At 74.3% G+C, this 21948-nt stretch carries 24 protein-coding genes; 7 read left to right on the top strand and 17 right to left on the bottom strand.

What is annotated here, in order from left to right; all coding sequences use genetic code 11:
* The first annotated feature begins 122 nt into the window (after nucleotides 1-122).
* Nucleotides 123-368 (top strand): hypothetical protein, encoded by a 246-nt coding sequence (locus HCJ94_RS23715; RefSeq protein WP_168003248.1) that lies wholly within the window; start codon nucleotides 123-125, stop codon nucleotides 366-368.
* Between the two features lie 33 nt (nucleotides 369-401).
* On the opposite strand, the gene HCJ94_RS23710 is transcribed toward HCJ94_RS23715, so the two are convergent.
* Entirely contained in the window at nucleotides 402-878 is a 477-nt protein-coding gene (locus HCJ94_RS23710; protein ID WP_168003247.1) for a Crp/Fnr family transcriptional regulator, read from the bottom strand.
* Between the two features lie 191 nt (nucleotides 879-1069).
* Here HCJ94_RS23710 and HCJ94_RS23705 point away from each other — a divergent pair, with 191 nt between their 5' ends.
* The 3 genes from HCJ94_RS23705 (at nucleotide 1070) to HCJ94_RS23695 (ending at nucleotide 5645) form a co-directional block, all read left to right on the top strand.
* Nucleotides 1070-3688 (top strand): cation-translocating P-type ATPase, encoded by a 2619-nt coding sequence (locus HCJ94_RS23705; RefSeq protein ID WP_309227401.1) that lies wholly within the window; start codon nucleotides 1070-1072, stop codon nucleotides 3686-3688.
* 23 nt (nucleotides 3689-3711) lie between these two features.
* Nucleotides 3712-4599, top strand: coding sequence for a universal stress protein (locus HCJ94_RS23700; RefSeq protein WP_168003246.1), 888 nt, complete (start codon nucleotides 3712-3714; stop codon nucleotides 4597-4599).
* 203 nt (nucleotides 4600-4802) lie between these two features.
* Entirely contained in the window at nucleotides 4803-5645 is an 843-nt protein-coding gene (locus tag HCJ94_RS23695) for a universal stress protein (RefSeq protein WP_168003245.1), read from the top strand.
* A 96-nt stretch (nucleotides 5646-5741) separates the two neighbouring features.
* Here HCJ94_RS23695 and HCJ94_RS23690 read toward each other — a convergent pair whose 3' ends face one another.
* The 12 genes from HCJ94_RS23690 to HCJ94_RS23640 form a co-directional block, all read right to left on the bottom strand.
* Nucleotides 5742-6371, bottom strand: a complete 630-nt coding sequence (locus HCJ94_RS23690; protein ID WP_168003244.1) for an FMN reductase — start codon at nucleotides 6369-6371, stop codon at nucleotides 5742-5744.
* Nucleotides 6368-7507, bottom strand: a complete 1140-nt coding sequence (locus tag HCJ94_RS23685) for an LLM class flavin-dependent oxidoreductase (protein WP_168003243.1) — start codon at nucleotides 7505-7507, stop codon at nucleotides 6368-6370. The genes HCJ94_RS23690 and HCJ94_RS23685 overlap by 4 nt, the downstream gene beginning before the upstream one ends.
* 536 nt (nucleotides 7508-8043) lie before the next feature.
* A complete protein-coding gene (locus tag HCJ94_RS23680; RefSeq protein ID WP_168003242.1) occupies nucleotides 8044-8322 on the bottom strand; it encodes a MoaD/ThiS family protein in 279 nt (92 codons plus the stop codon).
* A gap of 1 nt (nucleotide 8323) precedes the next feature.
* On the bottom strand, nucleotides 8324-9409 hold the full coding sequence (locus tag HCJ94_RS23675; RefSeq protein ID WP_168003241.1) for a WD40/YVTN/BNR-like repeat-containing protein: 1086 nt from the start codon (nucleotides 9407-9409) through the stop codon (nucleotides 8324-8326).
* 189 nt (nucleotides 9410-9598) lie between these two features.
* Nucleotides 9599-11266 carry a phosphoenolpyruvate--protein phosphotransferase gene (gene ptsP, locus HCJ94_RS23670; RefSeq protein ID WP_168003240.1) on the bottom strand — a complete coding sequence of 556 codons (1668 nt, stop codon included), beginning with the start codon at nucleotides 11264-11266 and terminating at the stop codon, nucleotides 9599-9601.
* Nucleotides 11259-11540, bottom strand: coding sequence for an HPr family phosphocarrier protein (locus tag HCJ94_RS23665; protein WP_168003239.1), 282 nt, complete (start codon nucleotides 11538-11540; stop codon nucleotides 11259-11261). The genes ptsP and HCJ94_RS23665 overlap by 8 nt, the downstream gene beginning before the upstream one ends.
* A 39-nt stretch (nucleotides 11541-11579) precedes the next feature.
* The gene (locus tag HCJ94_RS23660) at nucleotides 11580-12620 is read right to left on the bottom strand and encodes a zinc-dependent dehydrogenase (protein ID WP_168003238.1); all 1041 of its coding nucleotides are present in this window, start codon (nucleotides 12618-12620) and stop codon (nucleotides 11580-11582) included.
* On the bottom strand, nucleotides 12617-13087 hold the full coding sequence (locus tag HCJ94_RS23655) for a PTS mannitol transporter subunit IIA (protein ID WP_168003237.1): 471 nt from the start codon (nucleotides 13085-13087) through the stop codon (nucleotides 12617-12619). The genes HCJ94_RS23660 and HCJ94_RS23655 overlap by 4 nt, the downstream gene beginning before the upstream one ends.
* Nucleotides 13080-13388, bottom strand: coding sequence for a PTS lactose transporter subunit IIB (locus tag HCJ94_RS30480; RefSeq protein WP_240944455.1), 309 nt, complete (start codon nucleotides 13386-13388; stop codon nucleotides 13080-13082). Before HCJ94_RS30480 ends, HCJ94_RS23655 begins: the two co-directional genes overlap by 8 nt.
* Nucleotides 13389-13393: 5 nt before the next feature.
* Nucleotides 13394-14569 (bottom strand): mannitol-specific PTS transporter subunit IIC, encoded by a 1176-nt coding sequence (gene mtlA, locus HCJ94_RS23650; RefSeq protein WP_240944454.1) that lies wholly within the window; start codon nucleotides 14567-14569, stop codon nucleotides 13394-13396.
* Nucleotides 14570-14634: 65 nt separating this feature from the next.
* Entirely contained in the window at nucleotides 14635-15579 is a 945-nt protein-coding gene (locus HCJ94_RS23645) for a 1-phosphofructokinase family hexose kinase (RefSeq protein ID WP_168003236.1), read from the bottom strand.
* Nucleotides 15576-16337, bottom strand: coding sequence for a DeoR/GlpR family DNA-binding transcription regulator (locus tag HCJ94_RS23640; RefSeq protein WP_168003235.1), 762 nt, complete (start codon nucleotides 16335-16337; stop codon nucleotides 15576-15578). Before HCJ94_RS23640 ends, HCJ94_RS23645 begins: the two co-directional genes overlap by 4 nt.
* A gap of 196 nt (nucleotides 16338-16533) precedes the next feature.
* Here HCJ94_RS23640 and HCJ94_RS23635 point away from each other — a divergent pair, with 196 nt between their 5' ends.
* The gene (locus HCJ94_RS23635) at nucleotides 16534-16806 is read left to right on the top strand and encodes a hypothetical protein (RefSeq protein WP_168003234.1); all 273 of its coding nucleotides are present in this window, start codon (nucleotides 16534-16536) and stop codon (nucleotides 16804-16806) included.
* Between the two features lie 8 nt (nucleotides 16807-16814).
* On the opposite strand, the gene HCJ94_RS23630 is transcribed toward HCJ94_RS23635, so the two are convergent.
* The 3 genes from HCJ94_RS23630 to HCJ94_RS23620 all read right to left on the bottom strand — a co-directional run bounded on the left by HCJ94_RS23630 (nucleotide 16815) and on the right by HCJ94_RS23620 (nucleotide 19968).
* Nucleotides 16815-18140 carry a phosphoinositide-specific phospholipase C-related protein gene (locus HCJ94_RS23630; protein WP_168003233.1) on the bottom strand — a complete coding sequence of 442 codons (1326 nt, stop codon included), beginning with the start codon at nucleotides 18138-18140 and terminating at the stop codon, nucleotides 16815-16817.
* Between the two features lie 107 nt (nucleotides 18141-18247).
* Nucleotides 18248-19273, bottom strand: a complete 1026-nt coding sequence (locus tag HCJ94_RS23625) for a 1-aminocyclopropane-1-carboxylate deaminase (RefSeq protein ID WP_168003232.1) — start codon at nucleotides 19271-19273, stop codon at nucleotides 18248-18250.
* Nucleotides 19270-19968, bottom strand: coding sequence for a GntR family transcriptional regulator (locus HCJ94_RS23620; protein ID WP_205801789.1), 699 nt, complete (start codon nucleotides 19966-19968; stop codon nucleotides 19270-19272). Before HCJ94_RS23620 ends, HCJ94_RS23625 begins: the two co-directional genes overlap by 4 nt.
* Before the next feature lie 159 nt (nucleotides 19969-20127).
* On the opposite strand from HCJ94_RS23620, the gene HCJ94_RS23615 reads away from it, so the two are divergent.
* Nucleotides 20128-20658: a SigE family RNA polymerase sigma factor gene (locus tag HCJ94_RS23615; RefSeq protein ID WP_168003231.1), complete on the top strand. Its 531-nt coding sequence runs from the start codon at nucleotides 20128-20130 to the stop codon at nucleotides 20656-20658.
* Entirely contained in the window at nucleotides 20651-21481 is an 831-nt protein-coding gene (locus HCJ94_RS23610) for a hypothetical protein (RefSeq protein WP_168003230.1), read from the top strand. Before HCJ94_RS23615 ends, HCJ94_RS23610 begins: the two co-directional genes overlap by 8 nt.
* Before the next feature lie 54 nt (nucleotides 21482-21535).
* Here the strand turns inward: HCJ94_RS23610 and HCJ94_RS23605 are convergent, their stop codons facing one another.
* A complete protein-coding gene (locus HCJ94_RS23605) occupies nucleotides 21536-21925 on the bottom strand; it encodes a DUF2267 domain-containing protein (protein WP_168003229.1) in 390 nt (129 codons plus the stop codon).
* Nucleotides 21926-21948 lie beyond the last annotated feature (23 nt).

The following is a 21948-nucleotide window of genomic DNA, read 5'->3' as shown; positions in this document are numbered from 1 at the left end:
AGCCCTGAACCCCGGACCCGGCCCGGCCGCCCCACCGCACCGGCGGCCGGGCCGCGTGCTGCCACACCGCCGACCGGGGCGGTTGCGGCACCCGCGGGCCGTCGCACCGCGACAATGGCGGCATGGCGACGAAGGTACGACGCACACGTGCGCTCGGAGTGGGTGCCGGCGGCGCCCTGGCCGGCGGCGCTGGCGCGGCCGGGGCGGCGTCTCTCGGGGCCCTCGCGGTGGGCGCCCTCGCCGTCGGCGCGGTCGCGGTGGGTGCGTTCGCGATCGGGCGCCTCACCATCCGGCGGGCGGTGATCCGGGAGGTGCGCATCGGCCGGCTCGAGGTCGACGAGTTGGTGGTGCGCTCGCGCGACGGATAGCGCCGCGAGCCCGCCGGGTGGCCGGTGGCCCGGTCAGCCCGCCGACGGCAGCTCGCTCGGGTAGGCGTAGAGGTCGACGAGGCGGCCCCGGGCCGCCTGGAGGCGGTCGACCACGATGGCCATGAACCGCGTGGTCAGCTCCTTGCCCAGGGCATCGTCGGTCTCGATGAGCCGGCGGACGGCCGCGGCGGTGAACTCCACCGCCATACTGCGCTGGACAGCGACCGCGCCGAACTGCCAGCGGTACGGCGGGAAGAGCCAGGACCAGCCCAGCACGCCGCCCGGACCGATCGACTCGATCGCGACGTCACCGCGGCCGGGCACCCTGACGTCCAGCACCACCTCACCACCCCGTACCAGCCAGAATCGCTCCGCCGGACGTCCCGGCTCGAACAGCCGCTGGCCGGGGTGCCACACCACCGGACGCGCGTACGCGGCGAGGCGGGACAGCGACGCCTCGGGCAGCTCGGCGACGAACGGGTGTGCGCGGAGCACGTCGAGTGTCGTCATGTCGCCGCCCTCCTGATCCGGGTTCGGATTCTCCACGTCTATGCCACCCCGTCGAGAACCGGCGCGGCAGGGCCGTTGGTCCCGAGTCGGGTGGGAGATGGCCCCTGCCCGGCCGGCCGGACGCGTCCCACGCTGGACGTGGGACGGTGCGCCGGCGGGGCGTGCCACGGGTAGGGACCGGAGGAGCCGCGGTGGCCGAGGGCGTACGCACGATGACGGAACTCGCCACGACACCGGCGGCGCCGGCCGGCCTGACCTCGGCGGAGGCAGCCGCCCGGCGGCGGGCCGACGGCCCGAACGCCGCCGTCGCGCCGCCCCGCCGGCACCTCGCCACCCGGGTGCTGCACCAGCTCACCGATCCCCTGGTGGCGCTGCTGCTCGCGGCCGCCGTGGTCACCACGGTGCTGCGGGACTACCCGGACACCGCCGTGATCGTGCTGGTCGTGCTGGTCAACACCGCGATCGGCGTGGTCCAGGAGGTCCGGGCCGACCGCGCCATCGCCGCCCTCGACCAGCTCGCCGCGCCGACCGCCCGGGTGGTGCGGGACGGCCGGGACGTGGTGCTGCCCGCCGCCGACGTCGTGGTGGGCGACCTGGTCCGGATCGAGGCGGGTGACGTGGTCCCCGCCGACCTGCTGCTCACCGACACCGCCCGGCTCAGCGTCGACGAGTCGGCGTTGACCGGCGAGTCGGTGCCGGTGAGGCGGTCCGAGGGTGGGGAGGCCAGCGCCGGAACGGTCGTGACCACCGGCCGCGCCACCGGGACCGTGGTCCGTACCGGCGCCGCGAGCGCGCTCGGCCGGATCACCGCCCTGGTGGCCGCGGCCCGGCCGACCGCGACCCCGCTGCAGCGGCGGCTGGCCGCGCTCGGCCGCCTCCTCGGCCTGGCCGCGGTGGTGCTCTCCGGACTGGTCTTCATCGTCGGTGTGGTCGGTGGGCGCCCGATCGTGGACATGGCGGTCACCGCGGTCAGCCTGGTGGTGGCGGCGGTGCCGGAGTCCCTGCCGGCGGTGGTGACGCTGGCCCTGGCGCTGGGTGCCCGCCGGATGGCCGGTGCGCGCGCCATCCCCCGGCGGCTGCACGCGGTCGAGACGCTCGGCTCGGTCACCGTCATCGCCTCGGACAAGACCGGGACGCTCACCGAGGGCCGGATGGCCGTGCAGCACGCCGTCACCTCGGACGGCTCCCGCTACGGGATCACCGGCACCGGATACGCGCCGCACGGCGCCGTGCACCACCGGGGCGAGCCGGTGCCCGTACCGGACGAGCTGCGGCGGCTCGCGCGGGCCGGGCTGCTCTGCAACGACGCCACTCTCGCCCCGCCCACCGCCGAGCGACCCGAGTGGGCGGCGGTCGGCGACCCCCTCGAGGCCGCGCTGGTGGCGTTCGCCGCCCGGTGCGGCCTGGACCCGGAGGCCACCCGCGCCGCGTGGCCCCGGGTGGCCGAGCACCCCTTCGACCAGGACCTGCGCCGGATGACCACGGTGCACCGGTCCTGCGACGGGCGGCACCTGGTGGTCTGCAAGGGCGCCCCGGAGAGCGTGCTCGCCGCGCCGCTGGTCGACGCCACCGAGGAGGAGATCGCCGAGCTGACCGCCGCCGCGCACCGGCTCGCCGCCGAGGGGCTGCGCGTCCTCGCGGTCGCCTCCGCCATCGTCGACGCCCCGCCGGCCGACCCGGCCCGGCCCACCGGGCTGCTCCCGGCGGGGCTGGTGGCGATCGGCGACCCGCTGCGCGGGCGGGCGGCGGACATCGCCGGCGACCTGGACGCCGCCGGGGTGCGGCTGGTCCTCGTCACCGGCGACCACCCGGCCACCGCCGCCGCGATCGGCGGCCAGCTCGGGCTCTGGCAGCACGGCGACCCGCTCGCTCGTGGCGACGACGGTGGGCTCGCCGACGCGCACCCCGACACCCGGGTGTACGCGCGGACCCAACCCGACCAGAAGCTGGACATCATCGCCGGCCTGCAGGCCCGCGGGCACGTGGTGGCGATGACCGGGGACGGCGTGAACGACGCGCCCGCGCTGCGCCGCGCCGACATCGGCGTGGCGATGGGTGGCGGCACCGAGGTGGCCCGGCAGGCCGCCGACCTGGTGCTCGTCGACGACGACCTGTCCACCGTGGCCACCGCCATCGGCGAGGGCCGGCGGATCTACGCCAACATCCGCCGGTTCCTGCGGTACGCCCTGTCCGGCGGGGTCGCCGAGATCGCGGTGATGCTGCTCGGGCCGCTGTTCGGCCTGGCCGTACCGCTGCTGCCGGCGCAGATCCTCTGGGTCAACCTGCTCACCCACGGCGTGCCCGGGGTGGCGCTGGGCGCGGAGCCGGCCGAGCCCGGCACGTTGCGGCGGGCTCCCCGCTCCCCCTCCGAGTCGGTGCTCGGCGCCGGACTGGGGCGCGACGTGCTGCTCACCGGCGCGCTGATCGCGGCCGTGGTGCTCGGCGCCGGCGTGACCGCCGCGTGGGCCGACCGGCCGTGGCAGTCGGTGGTGTTCGTGGTGCTCGGCCTGGCGCAGCTCGGTGTGGCACTGGCGGTCCGCGCCCCCAGGCCGCCCGGTGCGGGGCGCGGCAACCGGGCGCTGCCGCTCGCCGTGGCGGTCTCGGCGCTGCTCCAGGTCGCCGGGGTGCTGCTACCGCCGCTGCGGGAGCTGCTCGGCACCGCGCCGCTGGACGCCGTGGAGCTGCTCGCCTGCGCCGCGGTCAGCGTCCTGCCCGGGCTGGTCCTGCGCCTGACCCGCCGGAGCGGGACCAAAGACCCGGGCGTCGGGACGACCGCCTCTGACCGACCCGCCGTCGGCGCGGCAGGCTGAGGGTGAAGCGAAGGAGGAACGTCATGACGATCAACACTGGTGCCCCCGTCGTCGTGGGTGTGGACGGTTCCGCCGCCGCGCTGGACGCGGTCCGCGTCGCGGCACGGGAGGCGGAGTACCGGCAGCGCCCGCTCCGGGTCGTGCACGCCTTCGTCTGGCCGCTGACCGGCGCCCCGCTGACCCCGGTTCCCGGCGCCCCGGTCACCGCCGGTTTGCGCAACCAGGCCGATCAGTACGTCGCCGAGGCCGTCGACGAGGCGCGCAAGGTCTCCCCCGAGCTGCGCGTCACCGGTGTGGTCGTCGACGGCGCGCCGACGCCGGTGCTGGTGGACGAGGCGCGGGAGGCGGCGCTGATGGTGCTCGGCCACCGCGGCCTGGGCGGCTTCGCCGGCCTGCTGCTCGGGTCGGTCACCGTGCAGGTCTCCGCCCGTGCGCAGTGCCCGGTGCTCGTGGTGCGCGGTGAGCCGCGCGCCGACGGTCCCGTCGTGGTGGGCGTCGACGGTTCCGAGCTGTCCACCGAGGCGATCGGCTTCGCGTTCGAGGAGGCCGCCCGCCGGGACGCCCCACTGGTGGCGGTGCACGCCTGGCTCTACCCGACCCCGGTCGGTCCCGGCGACATCCTGCCCCTGGTGTACGACCTCGACGTGTTCGGCGGGGAGGAGGAGCGGCTCCTCGTCGAGTCGCTCGCCGGGTTCGCCGAGCGGTACCCGCAGGTGACGGTGCGGCACCGCCTGGTCCGTGGCTCCCCGGGCCGGGTGCTGGTGGAGGAGTCGAAGGAGGCTCAGTTGGTGGTGGTCGGCGCGCACGGGCGCGGCGCCCTCGGCGGCCTGCTGCTCGGCTCGGTCAGCCACGCCGTCCTGCACCACGCGCACTGCCCGCTGGTCATCGTGCGGCGCCCCCGTACGTCCTGACGACCTTGCTGCGGTGCCGTCGCGCCGGCCGCCTCGCGGCCGGCGCGACCGTCGTCCCGGCGGCTGCGGGTCTGGCGGGCGTGGCAGCGCCGGCGGTCGCGGGCGCTCCCGCGACGGTGTTCGGGACGGTGACCCGCCGGGAAATACCGGCCGGTCGGCGGCACCACGCCGACAATGACCTGATCGAGTCTGGGAGGGCCGCAATGAACCGACCCGTCGTGGTGGGAGTGGACGGATCGCCGTCGAGCCTCGTGGCGGCGGAACACGCCGCCCGCGCCGCCCTGCTGCGGTCGTGTCCGCTGCACCTGGTGCACGGCTACCTGCACGCGCTCGGGTACGGCGTCCCGATCAACCCGTACGAGCTGGGCGTTCCCGCCCCGAGCGAGGACGCCCGGAAGATGTTGGAGCAGACGGCGGCCGACCTCGCGGGCCGGTGGCCGGGCCTCGACGTGGCGGTGCGCCAGGTCGCGGGCGGGCCGGGCGCCACCCTGGTCGAGGAGTCGCGGCGGGCGGAGCTGGTGGTGGTGGGCAGCCGGGGCCACGGCGGTTTCGCGGGGCTGCTGCTCGGCTCGGTCGGTACGCAGGTGGCGGCCCACGCCCACTGCCCGGTGCTGGTGGTCCGTCCCGCCCAGGAGCCGATCCCGGTCGACGGTCCGGTGCTGGTCGGTGTGGACGGGTCGGAGGGGGCCGAGCTGGCCGTCGGGTACGCCGCCGACGAGGCCGCCCGGCGGGAGGTCGAGCTGGTGGTCGCGCACGTGGGCCGCCCCGACGACGATCGTCCGGCGCAGACCGGGGAGCTGCTCGAGACGGCGGCGGCGGCCGCTCGCGGCAGCCATCCGGGTCTCACCGTCACCGTGCGGCTGCTGCTGGCCGACAAGCCCGAGCCGGCGCTGATCGAGGCGAGCGGCGGTGCCGCGCTGGTGGTCGTGGGGACGCGGGGACGGGGCGGCTTCGCCGGGATGCTGCTCGGGTCGGTCAGCCAGGCCCTGGTGCAGCACGCCCACTGCCCGGTGCTGGTGGCGCACCCGTACGGCGAGGCCCGCTGACCCGTCCGGGCCGGTTCCGGGCGTTCCGCCCGGCCCGGCTCGGCGGTCCGGGGTGCCCGGTCCCGGCCCGACGGGACAGCCGGGCCGGGACGGGGGTCAGGCGTCGCGCCGGAGGCCGTCGAGGAGGTCCTCGAAGTCGCCGGTGAGCGCGAACGGGTCGGCGGGGCCGGTCGACGGTGCCCGCCGGTGCATCTGCTCGGCCAGTTCGGCCGCGCCCCGCTCGACGCGGCGCCGCAGGGCACCGTCGGCGGTGCCGGCGGACCAGTCCTCGGGGGCCGCGAAGACGGCCGTCGGCACCACGACCGCGTGCAGGTACGTGAACATCGGCCGCAGCGCGTGCTCCAGGGCGAGCGAGTGCCGGGCCGTGCCGCCGGTGGCGGCGACCAGGACCGCCCGGTCGGTGAGCGCGTCGGAGTCGATCAGGTCGACGAACGACTTGAACAGCCCGTTGTACGACGCGTTGAAGATCGGCGTCACGGCGATCAGGCCGTCGGCGCCGGTCACCGTGTCCAGCACCTCCCGCAGCGCCGGCGACGGGAAGCCGGTGAGCAGGTGGTTGACGATGTCGTGGGCGTGCTCGCGCAGCTCGACGGGGCGTACCTCCACGGTGTCGCCCCGCCGGACCAACTCGTCGCGGGTGGCCGCGGCGAGCTGGTCGGCGAGCAGCCGGGTCGACGACGGCTGGCGCAGGCCGGCCGAGACGACGGCCAGGGTGCGCTGTGTCATCGGGCCTCCTCGGGAGCGCGGCCCGTCACGTCGTCGACGGCGTGGACGGTGCTGTCGGTGCCGCCGCCGGCAGCGGCCAGCAGCGAGGCGTGCGTGGGCGCCTCGGGCACGTGCGCCGGCCGCACGGACTCGAACTCCTTGCGCAGCACCGGGACGACCTCCTCGCCGAGGATGTCGAGCTGCTCCAGCACGGTCTTGAGGGGCAGCCCGGCGTGGTCGACGAGGAACAGCTGCCGCTGGTAGTCGCCGACGTACTCGCGGAAGGTCAGCGTACGGTCGATCACCTGCTGTGGGCTGCCGACGGTCAGCGGGGTCTGCTCGGTGAACTCCTCCAGCGACGGCCCGTGCCCGTAGACCGGTGCGTTGTCGAAGTACGGGCGGAACTCGCGAACCGCGTCCTGCGAGTTCTTCCGCATGAACACCTGCCCGCCCAGCCCGACGATCGCCTGGTCGGCGGAGCCGTGCCCGTAGTGCTCGAACCGCTGCCGGTACAGGCCGACCATCCGCTGCGTGTGCTCCTTGGGCCAGAAGATGTGGTTGGCGAAGAAGCCGTCGCCGTAGTACGCGGCCTGCTCGGCGATCTGGGGGCTGCGGATCGAGCCGTGCCAGACGAACGGCGGTTCGCCGTCCAGCGGTCGCGGCGTCGAGGTGAACGACTGCAACGGCGTACGGAACCGGCCGGACCAGTCGACCACGTCCTCCCGCCAGAGCCGGCGCAGCAGGTCGTAGTTCTCGATGGTCAGCGGAATGCCGTTGCGGATGTCCTGCCCGAACCACGGGTATACCGGGCCGGTGTTGCCGCGCCCGAGCATCAGGTCCACCCGGCCGTCGGCCAGGTGCTGGAGCATCGCGTAGTCCTCGGCGATCTTCACCGGGTCGTTGGTGGTGATCAGCGTCGTGGCGGTGGACAGCAGCAGCCGAGACGTCCGGGCGGCGATGAAGCCCAGCATGGTGGTCGGCGACGACGGCACGAACGGCGGGTTGTGGTGCTCGCCGGTGGCGAAGACGTCGAGCCCGACCTCCTCGGCCTTGAGCGCGATCGCGACCATGGCCTTGATGCGCTCACGCTCCGTCGGCTCCCGACCGTTGGTCGGATCGACCGTGACGTCGCCGACGGTGAAGACCCCGAACTGCATGACCCGCTCCTTGCCTGACCGCCGGGGCCTCGGTTGCCCCGGACGACCCGCACAACATATTTGACGAGTCAACTATTCCGCGAGCAGCAGTACCTCGGGTGGCCGGTGTCACGCCTCCGTCAGCGGCCGGAACCCTGCGGCCGGTTCGGCTGTTGCGGCGGGTACGGCTGAGGCGGGTACGGCTGGTGCGGTGCGGGGTATGGCGGTGATCCGCCCGGGCCCGGGTAGGACTGCCCGGGGTACGGCGACGGTCCACCCGGGAAGGGGTACGAGGGCGGCGCCCCGTAGGGTGCCTGCGGCGGCGGCCTGCTCCTCCGGCGGGAGCGAGCCACGGCGAACCAGATCACCCCGCCGACCACCGCCAACGGGACGAGCAGGCACGCGAGCGTCGCCATCAGCTGGCCGAAGGCGTAACCGGCCTCGTACGCGTCCACAGTGAACCCTTCCCCGTCCAGGCCGGAGCGGTGAATACTAGCCGTTCACCGGTCGGAACGAGACCCCGCAAGGCTCCGGCTCCGAGCTCCACCACGGGTCGGTCACTGGCCGCCGGCAACCGAGGGCAGCACCTGCACCTCGGCGGACTCGCCGACGGGCGTGTCGAGGCCGCCGAGGTGCCGGCAGTCCTCGCCGTCGACGTACACGTTGACGTAGCGGCGCAGCTCACCGCGCTCGTCACGGATGCGCCGGCCGAGCCGGGGCCAGCCGTCGGCCACCTCGTCCAGGACGGCCCGCAGCGTGCCCGAGGCCGCCACCGTCAGCCGGCTCGCTCCCCCGGCCTCGCCGCGCAGCGGCCCCGGCAGCAGCACCGTCACCACGTCAGACCTCCGCCGCGCGGACGCACAGCACGTCGGGCAGGTGCGCGGCGACCAGGGACCACGAGTCGCCGGCGTCACAGCTCGCGTAGACCTCGCCGGAGCGGGTGCCGAAGTAGACACCGCCGGGATCGCTGTCGTCGGCGCACATCGCGTCGCGCAGCACGGCCGGGTAGAACGGCCCCTCCGGCAGGCCGGCGCTCAACGGCTCCCAGGTGGCGCCCGCGTCGCCGGACCGCCAGACGCGGCACCGGCGGCCGGCCGGGAAGCGCTCGCTGTCGGCGGCGAGGGGGAAGGTGAAGACGCTGCCGGGCCGGCCCGGCAGCGTGACGATCGGGAAGCCGAAGTCGCTGGGCAGGCCCTCCGCGATCGACGACCAGGTGCGCCCGTCGTCGTCCGAGCGGTAGACGCCGTGGTGGTTCTGCGCGTAGAGGCGGGCGGCGTCGCCCGCGTCACGGGTGACCTTGTGTACGCACTGGCCGAACTCGGGCCACTCATCGGGCAGGAAGTAGGCCCGGATGCCCGTGTTGCCGGGCGACCAGGTCGTGCCGGCGTCGGTCGAGCGGTAGACGCCGCCGGTGGACATGGCGACGGTGACCCGGTCGGCGTCGGCCGGGTGCGGCAGCACGGTGTGCACCGCCTGGCCACCGAAGCCCGCGCCCCACTGCTCCCGGTGCGGGTGGTCCCACAGGCCCCGCACCAGCTCGAAGGTCACGCCGCCGTCGTCGGACCGGAACAGCGCCGAGGGCTCGGTGCCCGCCCACACCACGTCGGGCTGGTCGGCGCCGGCCGGGGTGAGCTGCCAGACCCGGCCCAGGCTGGCCCCGGTGTCGGCCGGGAAGGCCACCGGCGCCTGCTCCGGCTCGCGCCAGGTGGCGCCGAGGTCGTCGCTGGTGGCGACGGTCGGACCGAAGTGTGAGCTGGTGGTGCCGGCGATCAGGCGGGGTGTGGCGCGGCGGGTGTCGATCGCGACCGCGTACACCCCGGTCATCGGGTGGTGCGGCCCGGCCACCTCCCAGGTGCGCCGGCCGTCGGTGCTGGTGGCCAGGAAGAGGCCCTTGGCCGTCCCGATCGCGAGCAGTGTGGCCATCGACCGTCTCCGTCCCTCGGCGAAACGCGTGTCGTGATTATGGCCACACCGACCGACAGAAACCGACGGCCGGCCGGGCGGTCCACGCGGCCGTCCGGTGCGGCGGTGTCGCGGACCGCGGGAAGGGGCGCCCGGCACAATCCGCGACCGCGGTCGACCTGCCCTTACGAGTGCGGGTGACCCGCCCGTTCAGTCCGGCGCCGGCCGGGCCTCGCGCCTTACGGCGGCCCGTGCCTGCTCCGCGTCGTCGGCGGCGAGCGCGAGCGCCGCCAGCCGTTCGCAGTCGGCGAGGGAGTGCGCGGCCAGCGCCGCCCGCACCGGTGCCAGCGCCCGCGGTGACATCGACAGGCTGCCCACGCCGAGACCGGCGAGCACCACCGCGAGCAGCGGGTCGGCGGCCGCCTCCCCACAGACGCCGACCGGCCTGCCGCGCGTCCGACCGGCGGTCGCGCAGCCGGCGATCAGCTCCAGCAGTGCCGGCTGCCACGGATCGAGCAGGTCGGCGAGGTCGCCGCACTGTCGGTCGGCGGCGAAGGCGTACTGGCTCAGGTCGTTGGTGCCCACGCTGAGGAAGTCGACCTTCTCGAGCAGCCGCCGGGCGCGCAGCGCCGCCGCCGGCACCTCCACCATGACGCCCACGGTGTCCAGGCCGGCGCCGCGCGCGGTCGTGGCGAACTCGCCGGCCTCCGCGGCGGTCGCCACCATCGGCGCCATCACCCGGACGTCCGCGCCGGTCCGCCGGGCCGCCAGCTCGATGGCGTGCAGCTGGGTCCGGAGCCCCTCGGGCCGGCGTCGGGCGATCCGCAGGCCCCGCACGCCGAGTGCCGGGTTGGGCTCGCCGGCCTGGTCGAGGAAGGGCAGCGGCTTGTCGGCGCCCGCGTCCAGCGTCCGGATCACCACCGGGCGGCCGCCCACCGCCGCGAAGACCTCCGCGTACGCCCGGCTCTGCTCCTCGATGCCGGGCGCCGTGGTCCGGTCGAGGAACAGCAGTTCGGTGCGGAAGAGCCCGACCCCCTCCGCCCCGGCCGCCTCCTCCCCGCGCAGCTCGGCCGCGGAGCCGATGTTGACCAGGAGCTTCACCTCGTGCCCGTCCGCGGTGCGGCCCGGTCCCCGGCTCCGGTCGGCCCGCCCGCGCCGGACTGCCACCGCGGTCCGGGTGGCGGCGACGAGGGCCTCGTCGGCGTCGGTGAGCACCTCGCCCGAAGCCCCGTCCACCCGGACCACCGTTCCGTCGGGGACGGCCAGCGTCCCGGCGCAGGACACCACGGCGGGCAGACCGAGGGACCGGGCCAGGATCGCGGTGTGGCTGGTCGGGCCGCCCAGCTCGGTCACCAGGGCGAGCACCAGGTCGGGATCGAGGTCGGCGGTGTCGGCCGGGGCGAGGTCGCGCGCGGCCAGCACGTACGGGTATCCCGGGGTCGGGACGCCCGGCATCGGCTGCCCGAGGCTCGCGGCGACGGCGCGGTCCCGGATGTCGTCGAGGTCGGTGACCCGTTCGGCGAGGTAGCCGCCGGCGGCCTGAAACGCCCGACGGTGTTCGGCGAAGGCGTCGGCGATCGCGTGCGGGGCGTCCCGACCGGCCCGGACGGCCTCGGCGATCGTGTCGCGGAGGATCGGGTCCTCGGCGATCATCGCCTGGGCCCGGAGGATCCCGGCCGCCTCCGGCCGCCCCGCCGAGTCCGCGCGGCGGCGCAGTTCGGTGACGACCGCGGCGAGGGCCACATCGGCGCGGGTCAGTTCCGCCTCGACGTCGGCGACGGCGGCCGGTTCCGGCAACCGGGGCGCGGGAGCCACCCGCAGCAGCGGACCGGCGGCCAGGCCGGGACTGACCCCGATTCCGGTCAGCCGCTCAGGCATCGGCCGGCTCCTCGTCAAGGTTGCGCCGCAGCAGATCGGCGAGGACCTCCAGCGCGGCCTCCGCCCCGTCGCCCTCGGCCGACAGGACCACCTCGGTGCCGTGGGTCGCCCCGAGCGACAGGACGGAGAGCATGCTGCGGGCGGGGACCGGCCGGCCACCCGGCAGCCGGATGCTGACCGCGACGGGCTGGGCGGTGGCGGCCTCGACGAAGAGGGCGGCGGGGCGGGCGTGCAGCCCGCTGGTCGACCCGACGGGGACGGTACGTTCGGGCATGACGACTCCTCAGGTGGTGGATCCGCGGATCCGAGCCGGTCAGGGCTCGATGGTGACTTTGATACCGGCGCCCCGGGAGACGATGTCGAACGCGTCGAGCGCCCGCTCCAGCGGCAGCCGGTCGGTGATCAGATCCGCGACCGGCACCGCACCACTGGCGATGAGCTGCAGTGCGGCCTTGTTGTGCGCGGGGCTGGAGCCGTTGGCGCCGACGATGGTGAGCTCGCGGTAGTGCACCAGGTTGGCGTCGACGGCGATGACCGGCCGGTCCTTGGGCAGGCCGCCGAAGAAGCTGATCCGGCCCTGGCGGCCGACCATCTGCAACGCCTGCTCCTGGGCGGCACCGGAGGCGGCCGCGGTGATGACGACGTCGGCTCCGGCGCCGTCGGTCACCTTGAGGACCGCGTCGACCGGGTCGGTCTCCGCGGCGCAGACCGTGGCGTCCGGCGCGACGAGCGCCGCCGCCAGGTCCAGCCGGTCCCGGTTGAGGTCGACCAGGGTGACCCGGGCGGCACCGCGCGCCCGGGCGAGCCGTACGTGCAGGCAGCCGATCGGGCCGGAGCCGATGACCACGACGTCGTCGCCCTCCCCGACCCGCGCGAGCTCCTGGCCGTTGAGGACACACGCCAACGGCTCGGCCACCGACGCCTCGGCGAAGCTGACCCCGTCCGGGATGCGGTTGAGGCCGTCGACGGCGAGCACCTTGGCCGGCACGACCATGTACTGGGCGAAGCCGCCCTCGTAGTGGTAGCCGATCGACTCCTGGTTGGGGCAGACCGTCATCCGGCCGCGGCGGCACTGGTCGCACCGCCCGCACGGGATCGCGGCGATGACCTGGACGCGGTCGCCGGGCTGCCAGCCGGTCACCTCTGCCCCGATCTCGACGATCTCGCCGGCGATCTCGTGGCCCATCACCCGTGGCGGGTCGATGTGGTGGTGGCCGAAGCGCCAGATCTTCACGTCGGTGCCGCACGTGGAGCAGTTCCGTACCCGGATCCTGACCTCGCCCGGTCCCGGCGTCGGTTCGGGTGCGTCCTCGACCCGCACGTCACCGGGAGCGTGGAAGCGCACAACCTTCATGAGTCTGTCTCCTCATCGACGGGTTTGAGCAGCCGGAGAACCTCGTCGGCCTCGGTCGCCTCCCGCAGCGCGCGGGCTCGCTCCGGATCCAGCAGGATCTCGGCCAGCTGGGCGAGGAGGGCCACGTGACCGTCGCCGCGGGCGGCGATCGCCACGCAGACCACGACCTGCTCGCCGCCCCAGTCCACGCCGGCCGGGAAGCGGAGCACCGCGAGCGCGTCCCGGCGTACGGCGTCCTTGCCGGCGAGGGTGCCGTGCGGGATCGCCACCCCCTCGCCCACGTACGTCGACACCGAGCGTTCCCGCGCCAGCATCGTGTCGACGTACGCGGGATCGACGGCACCGGTCTCGACCAGCACCGCGCCGCTACGCCGGATCGCGTCCTCCCGGTCGGCGGCGGTCTCGCCGAGCCGGATCGCCCGTCGGTCGAGCAGCGCGGCGAGCGGTCCGGTCGCCACCTCAGCCATCGACCGCACCGCCGCTCTTCACCGCGGCGACGACCTTCGCCACCGCCGGGTCGCCCACGAACACCTGGAACGGCACGATGACCTTCTCGGGGGCGACGGCCCGGGCGCGGGCGGCGAGTCCGGTGTGGACGACGACCACGTCGGCGTCGGCGGGAATGTGCTCGACCGGGGTGTGCTCCACCGCCACCGAGTGCTTGCCGAGCTGCTTGCGGAGCTGGCTGGCGAGCATCACGCTGCTGCCCATGCCGGCGTCGCAGGCGACGACGATCTTGCGGATGTCGCTTCCCTGGATGGTGGTCATGTGGCTCAGGCCTCCGAAGCTGCGGTGGGGGTACGGGTTCCGGCGGTCTGCCGCGGCAGGGGCGCGGCCTGGTCGGCGGTCGCGGGAGTGGCATCAGCGTCTTCATCGCCCGCCTGGTCGTCCGGCTGCTCGTCCTTGAGCCGGCCGAAGCCGAGCAGCGCCGAGGCGGCGACGAACGAGACCGCCGCGGCGACGAGGACCCCGAGGAAGACGCCGAACCAGCCGCCCCGTGGCGTGACGGCCGCGTAGGCGAAGATGCTCCCCGGCGAGGGGGTGGCGACCAGACCGGCGCCGGTGATCATGAAGGTGCCGACACCGGCGGCCCCGCCGGCGATCATGGCGAGGATGAGACGCGGCTTCATCAGCACGTACGGGAAGTAGATCTCGTGGATACCGCCGAGGAACTGGATGATGATCGCGGCCGGCACGCTGGGGCGCAGCGTGCGGGGCCCGAAGAACAGGTAGGCCAGGAGCAGCCCGAGCCCGGGACCGGGGTTGGACTCGATCATGAAGAGGATCGACTTGCCGGTCTCCGCCGCCTGCGCGACGCCCAGCGGACCGAGCACGCCGTGGTTGATCGCGTTGTTGAGGAAGAGCACCTTCGCCGGCTCGACCAGCACCGAGGCGACGGGGAGCAGGTTGTTCCCGACCAGCCAGTCGACACCGTCACCGGCGAGGTTGGTGACGGACCGGACGACCGGGCCGATGATCCAGACGCCGACCAGCGCCATGCCACCGCCGATGATGCCGGCGGAGAAGTTGTTGACCAGCATCTCGAAGCCGGCCCGGACGCGGTCCTCGACGGCGTTGTCGAAGAGCTTCAGCAGGTACGCGGCCAGCGGGCCGATCAGCATGGCGCCGAGGAACATCGGCACCTCACTGCCGACCACGATGCCCATCGTGGCGACGGCGCCGACGACCGCTCCGCGCTGGCCGTGCACCAGCCGGCCCCCGGTGTAGCCGATCAGCACCGGAAGCAGGACCGTGATCATCGGCCCGACGAGCTCGGCGAGAGTTTCGTTGGGCAGCCAGCCGGTGGGGATGAACAGCGCGGTGATCAGGCCCCAGGCGATGAACGCACCGATGTTGGGCATGACCATGCCGGCCAGGTGACCGCCGACCCGCTGGATCCGGGCCTTGATGCCGGTCCCCGTGACGGCGGGGGTGTAATCCGTGGCCATGGGAGGCCTCCTGTTCGACTGCCGGCCGCCGGGCCGGTGCGGGTGGTGGGGGTGGGTCGGGTCAGTCAGTCCCTGGTGAGCAGGTGCCGGACCAGGTCCGGCCGATGTTCGATGTGGACGTGGTCGCGGCGCAGGTCGCCCGGTCCGGGCATCCGGCTGCCCGGCAGGCTGACCGCCGCCGCGCCCCAGGCGAGCCCCTCGGCGAGCGCCTCCCCGCCGGTGGCGCCACCGGCCAGGAAGCCGGCGAGCAGGGCGTCCCCGGCGCCGACGTTGCTCCGGCGCTCGGCGACGGGTGCGGTTCCGGTGACGACGCCGTCGCCATCGACCAGGACCGCGCCGTCCGCGCCCAGGCTGGCCACCACGGCCCGGGCGCCCAGCTCGCGTAGGTGCTGGGCGGCGGCGACGACGTCCTCGGTCGAGTCGACCGACCGCCCGGTGGCCTGGGCGAGCTCCTCCCGGTTGGGCTTGAGCAGCCATGCTCCCGCGGCCGCCGCGGCGACCAGCGCCGGGCCGCTGGTGTCGACGGCGAGCCGGACTCCCGCGTCGAGCAACCGGCGGCACAGCTTGCCGAACTCGTCGACCGCCAGGGACGGCGGGTTGCTGCCGCACACGACGACCCAGTCGGCCGAGCCGGCGGCGGACAGGACCACCTCGGTCACCGCCTCCAGCTCGGCGCCGGAGAGCGCCGGGCCCGGTTCGTTGATCTTCGTGATCGTGCCGTCCGGCTCGGCGAGGGTGATGTTGGACCTGGTCCGTCCGGCGACCGGTACGGCGACCATGGGTACGCCCTCCGCCGCCAGCAGCCGGACCAACTGCTCCCCCTCCGGCCCGCCGCACGGGATGACGGCCCGCGACGGCACGTCGTTGGCGAGCAGCGCCCGCGCGACGTTGACTCCCTTGCCGCCCGGGTCGAGGTGCGCGGGCGCCGCCCGCAGCACCGCTCCGCGCACCAGCGATTCGACGGCGACGGCCCGGTCCAGGCTCGGATTGAGGGTGACGGTGAGGATCATGCCCGGATCACCTCCGGGCCGGCGTGCCGCAGTTCACCGGCGGCCGCGGTGCTCAACCCCGTGTCGGTGATGACGAGGTCGACGTCCGCGAGCCGGCCGAACCGCGCGAGGTAGTCGTTGCCGAACTTCGTGTGGTCGGCCAGGAGCACGGTACGCCGGGCCGAGGCGATCATCGCCCGCTTGACGGCGGCCTCGGCGGGATCCGGCGTGGTGAGCCCACGCTCGACCGAGCAGCCGTTGGTCGCCATGAACGCCACGTCGACGTACATCTGGGACAGCGCCTGCAGCGCCCAGTCGTCCACCGTCGCCATCGTCCGGCCCCGAACCCGGCCACCGAGCATGATCACGTTGAGATTGGGTCGGGCGGCCAGCAGGGTCGCCAGCGGCGGAGCGTTGACGATCACCGTCAGCTCGCGCTCCGTGTTCAGCGCCTGGGCCAGCCGCCCGGTGGTCGAGCCCGCGTCGATGATGACGGCTCCCTCGTCCGGGACCTCGGCGAGGGCCGCCTTGGCGATGCGCTCCTTCTCCGCGGTCAGCACCGCGTCCCGAGCGGCGAGGGCCGGCTCGAAACCCAGACGCTCGACCGGGATCGCGCCCCCGTGCACGCGGCGCAGCACCCCGGCGCGCTCCAGCGCGGTCAGGTCCCGCCGGATGGTCTCGCTGGTCACCGCCAGCTCCTCGGCCAGGACCATCACGTCGACGCGCCCCTGGGCCCGGGCCCTGCGGAGGATCTCCTGTTGCCGTTCCTCGGCGTACATCGCTTGGTTTCACCGCCGTTTCGATGTGGCTTCCCCTTTGTTTACGCCCGAATGTGTGGGGCGTCAAGAGCCTCCACGCCGTTCGGCGAGCTGGGCCACCTGGCGTCGCCGGTTTTCGTGCGGAGCGTCGGGGAATGCGGCACCGCCGGAGCGCGGTGGTACCGCACCCCGCATCCGGCCCGCCTACACGTCACTGTTGGGGGAACCAGTGAAGATTCATGACCCGGCCAGTCAGGCGACGGAGAAGGACTACGACGTCACGGACATCGAGCGCCTCATGGGCAAGCGCGAATGGACGAGCTACGACGAGGTGATCACGTGGCTCGAGCGGGAGGGCGACGCCGACCGGCGGTTCACGCCGGGCGAGGTACGGCACATGATCGAGGACTTCTCCCGCCTGCGGGACGCGAAGAGGTCCTTCATCCGGGATCCGGAGAGACTGTGCGACGAGCTCAAGAATCGACGCTGAGTACGGGCTCACCAGTAGGTGTTCAGCTCCCGGATCAGGTCCCACGTGGCTCCGCCCTCGGGCTTCTGGTAGAAGTCCACCGCCACATAGTTGGGCTTGCGGCGGGCGGACGGCGCGCAGATCCGCTGCACCCGGTCCCGCAGCTTCGCGCCGTTGTCGGCGGCGGCCGACCACTCCGTCGGGATGTCGCGGTAGTGGTTCATCACGTGCAGCCGACGGAATCCCGGCTCCTCCTTCGCCAGCGGCACCTCGGCCCAGCGGCTGTGGCAGTCCAGCGCGCCACCGCCGGTGCCGAGCGACCAGTAGTTCTCGGCCGTCCAGTCCCGGTCGTACATCACGCCGAACGCCTCCCGGCCGGGGCGCTGGGAGAAGACGAGCAGCCGCTGGTTGCTCGACCGCAGCTCCGACAGGCGCGGCCACCCACGGTCGCGGACGCCCGAGCGGTCCGGGCGGAAGAGCAGGGCGTCGAGCCCGGTGACCCGCTCGACGGCCGCCCGTAGCTCGTCCACGCCGGTGTAGTCCTCGAGGAAGAGCGTGACCACGGCGTCCCGGTCGGCGGTGAGGAACGCGACCACGTCGCGCAGCCCGTCGCTCAACGTCCGTTCGTTGCCCCAGCAGCCGCCGTGGCACATGCGCACGTCGCCCCGGTACGGGTGCACGTCGAGTTGCAGGCCGCGCACGCCGTGGCCGAGCTGGTCGCGCAGCCGGTACGACTGGTTCGGGAATCGGCCCCAGAACCCCTCGTCGGTGTTGGCCATGGCGTTGTGGGCGACCAGGAAGGTCACCTGGTCCAGGCGCGGGTCGGCGGGCAGGGCCCGGCGCGGCAGGGTCAGGTCGGTGAGGTACCACTCGGCGCCCGCCCCGCCGTCGGCGCCCACCACCAGGTCCCGCCCGTTGGTCGGCACCACGTCCCGTACGCGCAGATGCCCGCCGCCGGCCGGGTCGGTGATCCGGTACCGCTCGCCGCCGAGCGCCTGGAACCGCCAGTCGGTCAGCCCGTCGGCGCACCGCCGCAGGACGACCCGCGCCTGGTCACCCGCGTGTTCCCGGCCCAGGCAGTACGCCGGGTCGGGCACGGCCTCGATCCGGTGGTGGTCGCCACTGGCCCGCAGCCGCCACTGCTGGGCGCCGGTCCCGTTGTACGTCCACTCCTGGACCTTCCGGCCGTCCTGGAGCACGCCGCCGTCGACGTCGACCATGCGCCCGTTCGGCACGCTCTGGATGGTGAGCGGCCCGGTGGTGTGCGGGTCGTCCGACGCGGCCACGCCGGACGCCGGGACCAGGCCGACGGCGACCATGACCCCCACCAGGAGACCGGCCCGGATTCCGCGCATGCGTCCTCCCCGCCCGGACCGGCCACCGCGCCCGCACCGGCGCCGGGACATGGCCGCTCATCGAACGATGGGAGTGTATCGATAGAGAAACGTGACGGGAACGGCCCTCAGGAGAACAGCGCGCTGTAGCCGTTGAGCGCGGGCTGGCCGCCGAGGTGGGCGTAGAGCACGGTCGAGTCCCGACCGATCTCACCGGTGCTGACGAGGTCGACGAGTCCGGCCATCGACTTCCCCTCGTACACCGGGTCGGTGATCATCCCCTCCGTACGCGCGGCGGTGCGCATGGCGTCCAGGGTGCGCTCGTCCGGGATGCCGTACGTGCCGCCGTGGTACCGCTCGTCGAGGATGATCTCGTCGTCTGCGAGGGGGCGGTCGAGCCCGATGAGGGCGGCCGTGTCGCGGGCGATCCGGGCCACCTGGTCCCGGGTCTCGGTCGGCTTGGCGGAGCCGTCGACACCGACGACCCGGCGGGGCCGGCCGCCCGCGGCCTCCAGGGCGGCGAAGCCGGCCACCATGCCGGCCTGGGTGCTCCCGGTCACCGAGCAGACGACGATCGTGTCGAAGAAGACGCCCAGCTCGCGTTCCTGCTCGGCCACCTCGTACGCCCACCGCGCGAAGCCGAGCCCGCCGAGGCGGTGGTCGGAGGCGCCCGCCGGGATGGCGTACGGCTTGCCACCCGCCTCCTCGATCTCCTGAAGCGCCTGCTGCCAGCTCTCCTTGACGCCGATGCCGAAGCCCGCCCGGACCAGGCGGACGTCCGCGCCGGCGAGACGGGACAACAGGATGTTGCCGACCTTGTCGTAGACCGCGTCCGGCCAGTCCACCCAGCTCTCCTGGACCAGCACGCAGCGCAGGCCCACCCGGGCCGCCACCGCCGCGACCTGCCGGGTGTGGTTGGACTGCACGCCCCCGATCGACACCAGCGTGTCGCAGCCCTGCGCGAGCGCGTCGGCGACCAGGTACTCCAGCTTGCGCGTCTTGTTGCCGCCGAAAGCGATGCCGGAGTTGCAGTCCTCCCGCTTCGCCCACACCTGCGCACCGCCGAGGTGCGCGGTGAGCCGCTCCAGCGGGTGCACCGGGGAGGCGCCGAAGAGCAGCGGGTACCGGGGGAACGAATCGAGTGCGGGGGTCATGGCATCTCCTCGGGAAGGTCGTCGTGGGGTGCCCGGACGGGTCCACCCGCGAGATCGGCCTGAAGGATCTCGTCCAGACTGGACCAGATGGTGGCGGTGATGTCGGCGGCGGCGTCGGCGTCGCCGGACGCGCACGCCCGGATCAGCTCCTCGTGCCGGCGCACCGATCCCTCGCCGGGCAGGGTCGTGAACCGCTGGCGCTCGAGCCGACGGATGAGCGGGGTGTAACGGTCGATCGTCGCGGCGACCGCCCGGTTGCCGCACACGGCCACGAGCACGTCGTGCAGGGTGTCGTCGGCGCGCAGCGCGCGCTCCACGTCACCCCTGCGCACGGCGCCGGCGAACTCGGCGTTGGCCGCGCGCATCGTGGCGATGTCGTCCCCGCTCAGCCGGGGGACGGCCGACCGGGTCGCCACCTCGTGCATGGTCCGCACGACGACCAGGGCGTCGCGGACGTCGCGCAGGATGAGCGGCGTCACCCGGGTGTGACTCTGCGGCTTGGACTCGACCAGCCCTTCGTCGGCGAGCCGCGCGAGCGCGTCGCGGACGGGCGCCCGGGAGAAGCCCAGCCGCTCGGCGAGGTCATGGTCGCGGACGACCTGGCCGGGCGCGAGCGCCCCGGCGACGATCGCCTGCTTGATGGCGACGTACGCCTGGTCCCGCAGGAGCGTGCGACCCACCGGCTTGAGATCCACAACTGATATGTTAGATGTCAGATCAGGGATCTGGGAAGCCCCGCGGAAGTCTTGTTCGCGCCGATGCAACCGCCGCTCCGGGCCGGGCGTCAGTGGGGGTGTCACGCCGGCCGCACCCGCGGCCCGGCTCTACCGGGCCGAGGACGGGAGGGGGACCCGATGCCGGAGGCAGACACCGCAGTCACGGCGGCGGAGGACCCGCAGAGCTCCTTCGACGCGTTCTACCGCGCGTCGCGGCAGCGGCTGTTCGAGTTCCTCTACGCCCTGACCGGAAACGCCGCCGAGGCCCAGGACGTGCTGCACGAGGCGTACGCCCGGGCCTGGCAACGATGGTCGGTGGTGCGGGAGTACGACGCGCCCGAGGCGTGGATGCGCACCGTGGCCCGGCGGATCGCGGTGAGCCGCTGGCGCCGGGCCCGCAATGCCGTGTTCGCCCACCGGCGGGCCGGCCCACCCGACGACCTGCCGGGCCCCAACCCGGACAGTGTCGCGCTCGTCGCCGCGCTCGCCCAACTCTCGGTCGAGCAACGCGCCGCGATCGTGCTGCACCACCTCTGCGACCTGCCGGTCTCGGCGGTCGCCCGGGAGACGGGGGCGCCCGAGGGCACCGTGAAGGCCCGGCTCGCGCGCGGTCGGCGTGCGCTCGCCGGGCTGCTCGGCATCGACCTTGAGGAGGAGAGCCGTGTCTGATCAGCTCGATACGCTCTTCGCCGGGATCCGCGGCGCGCGGCCTCCGGCTGACTTCGCGGCCGCCGAGCAGGTGCGACGGCGTGGCCGGCAGCGCACCCGGCGCACGGCTCTCGCGGCGGGGGCCGGTGTCCTCGCCGTCACCACCGCGGCCGCCGGCCTCGGCGCGATCGTCTGGCCGTCCCGGCCCGACGGCGTCGCGCCCCCGGCCGACCCGACGCCGACCGCCACGGCACCGAGCCCGACGCCGCCCACCCCGACGCCGTCGCCGTCCCGGCCGGGGCCCACCGGGAATGCCGCCGGCGGGCTGCTCCAGCCCGGCGACCTGGGGCCGGGCACCTGGCGCCCGTTCGAGGCGGAACAGATCCAGAACCCGGACAGGTGGTTCTGGGGATTCTGGGACGGCGTCTGCGCGGCGTACCGGTCGGACCTGTTCCCGTCGCTCCGGCACCAGGACTCCGTCGACACGGTCGCCTATCGATCGGGCAACGGCGACGCCGCCACCAGCGCCTTCCAGATCGTGGAGCGGTACGAGACCGGCTGGGGGGACGGGAACCTGGACGACGTCCGCGCCGTCGTCGACCGGTGCGGAACAGCCGCCACGGACGGGCCGGCCATCCGCGTCACCGTCGTCGACACCGGGATCGCCGGCGACGAGTCGGTGCTCCTCAAGCAGGAACAGACCCCGGCGGACAGCACGGAACCGCAGGTCGACTACATCGCCGTCGTCCGCGTCGGGGATCTCGTGACCACGGTCCGGGCGTACCCCTCGGACCCGGACCGCGTACGCGACCTGGCCGTGCGGGCCGCCGTGCGACTGGGCTGAGGGTGCCTCCCGTCCCGGCGTCGACGGCACGGGCCGGCCCAGCCGGGACGGAGGTCACCCTCGGACGCGAGCCGCCGGTCGGAGCAGCCGCCGGAAATCCTTCGGCAGTTCCGCGACCAGGTCGTCGCGCTCGTCGGCGCTGACCGCCTCGCAGACGGTGGTCAGCACGGCGCGGGCACCCGCGGCGGCCCGCTCGTCGTCCAGTCCCGAGCGGTCCTTGACCTCCTCGAGGAACTGGACCAGATCGAGCGGTTCGGCGAAGTCCACCTCCTTGCGCAGGCACCCCCGGAACTCCTCGGGAAGCTGCGCGGCCAGGTCGCGGGCCTGCCCGCCACTGACCCGCGCCGTCAACGTCGTGAGGGTGGCGCGGGTGACCGTCGCCGCCTCGGGGAGCGGCAGTCGGGACCGCTCCGCCACCGCGTTCAGGAACTCGGTGCTGTCCACCGGGTCTCTCCTTCCGAGGGCCC

Source organism: Micromonospora thermarum (genome assembly GCF_012034245.1).
GTDB lineage: Bacteria > Actinomycetota > Actinomycetes > Mycobacteriales > Micromonosporaceae > Micromonospora > Micromonospora thermarum.
The sequence above is the reverse complement of the archived record's forward strand: the minus strand, read 5'-3'. Positions and strand labels throughout refer to the sequence as shown.

Bases quoted from the DNA above. Each gene is read 5' to 3' on its own strand.
- HCJ94_RS23715 (WP_168003248.1), top strand. From the start codon at position 123: ATGGCGACGAAGGTACGACGCACACGTGCGCTCGGAGTGGGTGCCGGC.
- HCJ94_RS23710 (WP_168003247.1), bottom strand. From the start codon at position 878: ATGACGACACTCGACGTGCTCCGCGCACACCCGTTCGTCGCCGAGCTG.
- HCJ94_RS23700 (WP_168003246.1), top strand. From the start codon at position 3,712: ATGACGATCAACACTGGTGCCCCCGTCGTCGTGGGTGTGGACGGTTCC.
- HCJ94_RS23695 (WP_168003245.1), top strand. From the start codon at position 4,803: ATGAACCGACCCGTCGTGGTGGGAGTGGACGGATCGCCGTCGAGCCTC.
- HCJ94_RS23690 (WP_168003244.1), bottom strand. From the start codon at position 6,371: ATGACACAGCGCACCCTGGCCGTCGTCTCGGCCGGCCTGCGCCAGCCG.
- HCJ94_RS23685 (WP_168003243.1), bottom strand. From the start codon at position 7,507: ATGCAGTTCGGGGTCTTCACCGTCGGCGACGTCACGGTCGATCCGACC.
- HCJ94_RS23675 (WP_168003241.1), bottom strand. From the start codon at position 9,409: ATGGCCACACTGCTCGCGATCGGGACGGCCAAGGGCCTCTTCCTGGCC.
- ptsP (WP_168003240.1), bottom strand. From the start codon at position 11,266: ATGCCTGAGCGGCTGACCGGAATCGGGGTCAGTCCCGGCCTGGCCGCC.
- HCJ94_RS23665 (WP_168003239.1), bottom strand. From the start codon at position 11,540: ATGCCCGAACGTACCGTCCCCGTCGGGTCGACCAGCGGGCTGCACGCC.
- HCJ94_RS23660 (WP_168003238.1), bottom strand. From the start codon at position 12,620: ATGAAGGTTGTGCGCTTCCACGCTCCCGGTGACGTGCGGGTCGAGGAC.
- HCJ94_RS23655 (WP_168003237.1), bottom strand. From the start codon at position 13,087: ATGGCTGAGGTGGCGACCGGACCGCTCGCCGCGCTGCTCGACCGACGG.
- HCJ94_RS30480 (WP_240944455.1), bottom strand. From the start codon at position 13,388: ATGACCACCATCCAGGGAAGCGACATCCGCAAGATCGTCGTCGCCTGC.
- mtlA (WP_240944454.1), bottom strand. From the start codon at position 14,569: ATGGCCACGGATTACACCCCCGCCGTCACGGGGACCGGCATCAAGGCC.
- HCJ94_RS23645 (WP_168003236.1), bottom strand. From the start codon at position 15,579: ATGATCCTCACCGTCACCCTCAATCCGAGCCTGGACCGGGCCGTCGCC.
- HCJ94_RS23640 (WP_168003235.1), bottom strand. From the start codon at position 16,337: ATGTACGCCGAGGAACGGCAACAGGAGATCCTCCGCAGGGCCCGGGCC.
- HCJ94_RS23630 (WP_168003233.1), bottom strand. From the start codon at position 18,140: ATGCGCGGAATCCGGGCCGGTCTCCTGGTGGGGGTCATGGTCGCCGTC.
- HCJ94_RS23625 (WP_168003232.1), bottom strand. From the start codon at position 19,273: ATGACCCCCGCACTCGATTCGTTCCCCCGGTACCCGCTGCTCTTCGGC.
- HCJ94_RS23615 (WP_168003231.1), top strand. From the start codon at position 20,128: ATGCCGGAGGCAGACACCGCAGTCACGGCGGCGGAGGACCCGCAGAGC.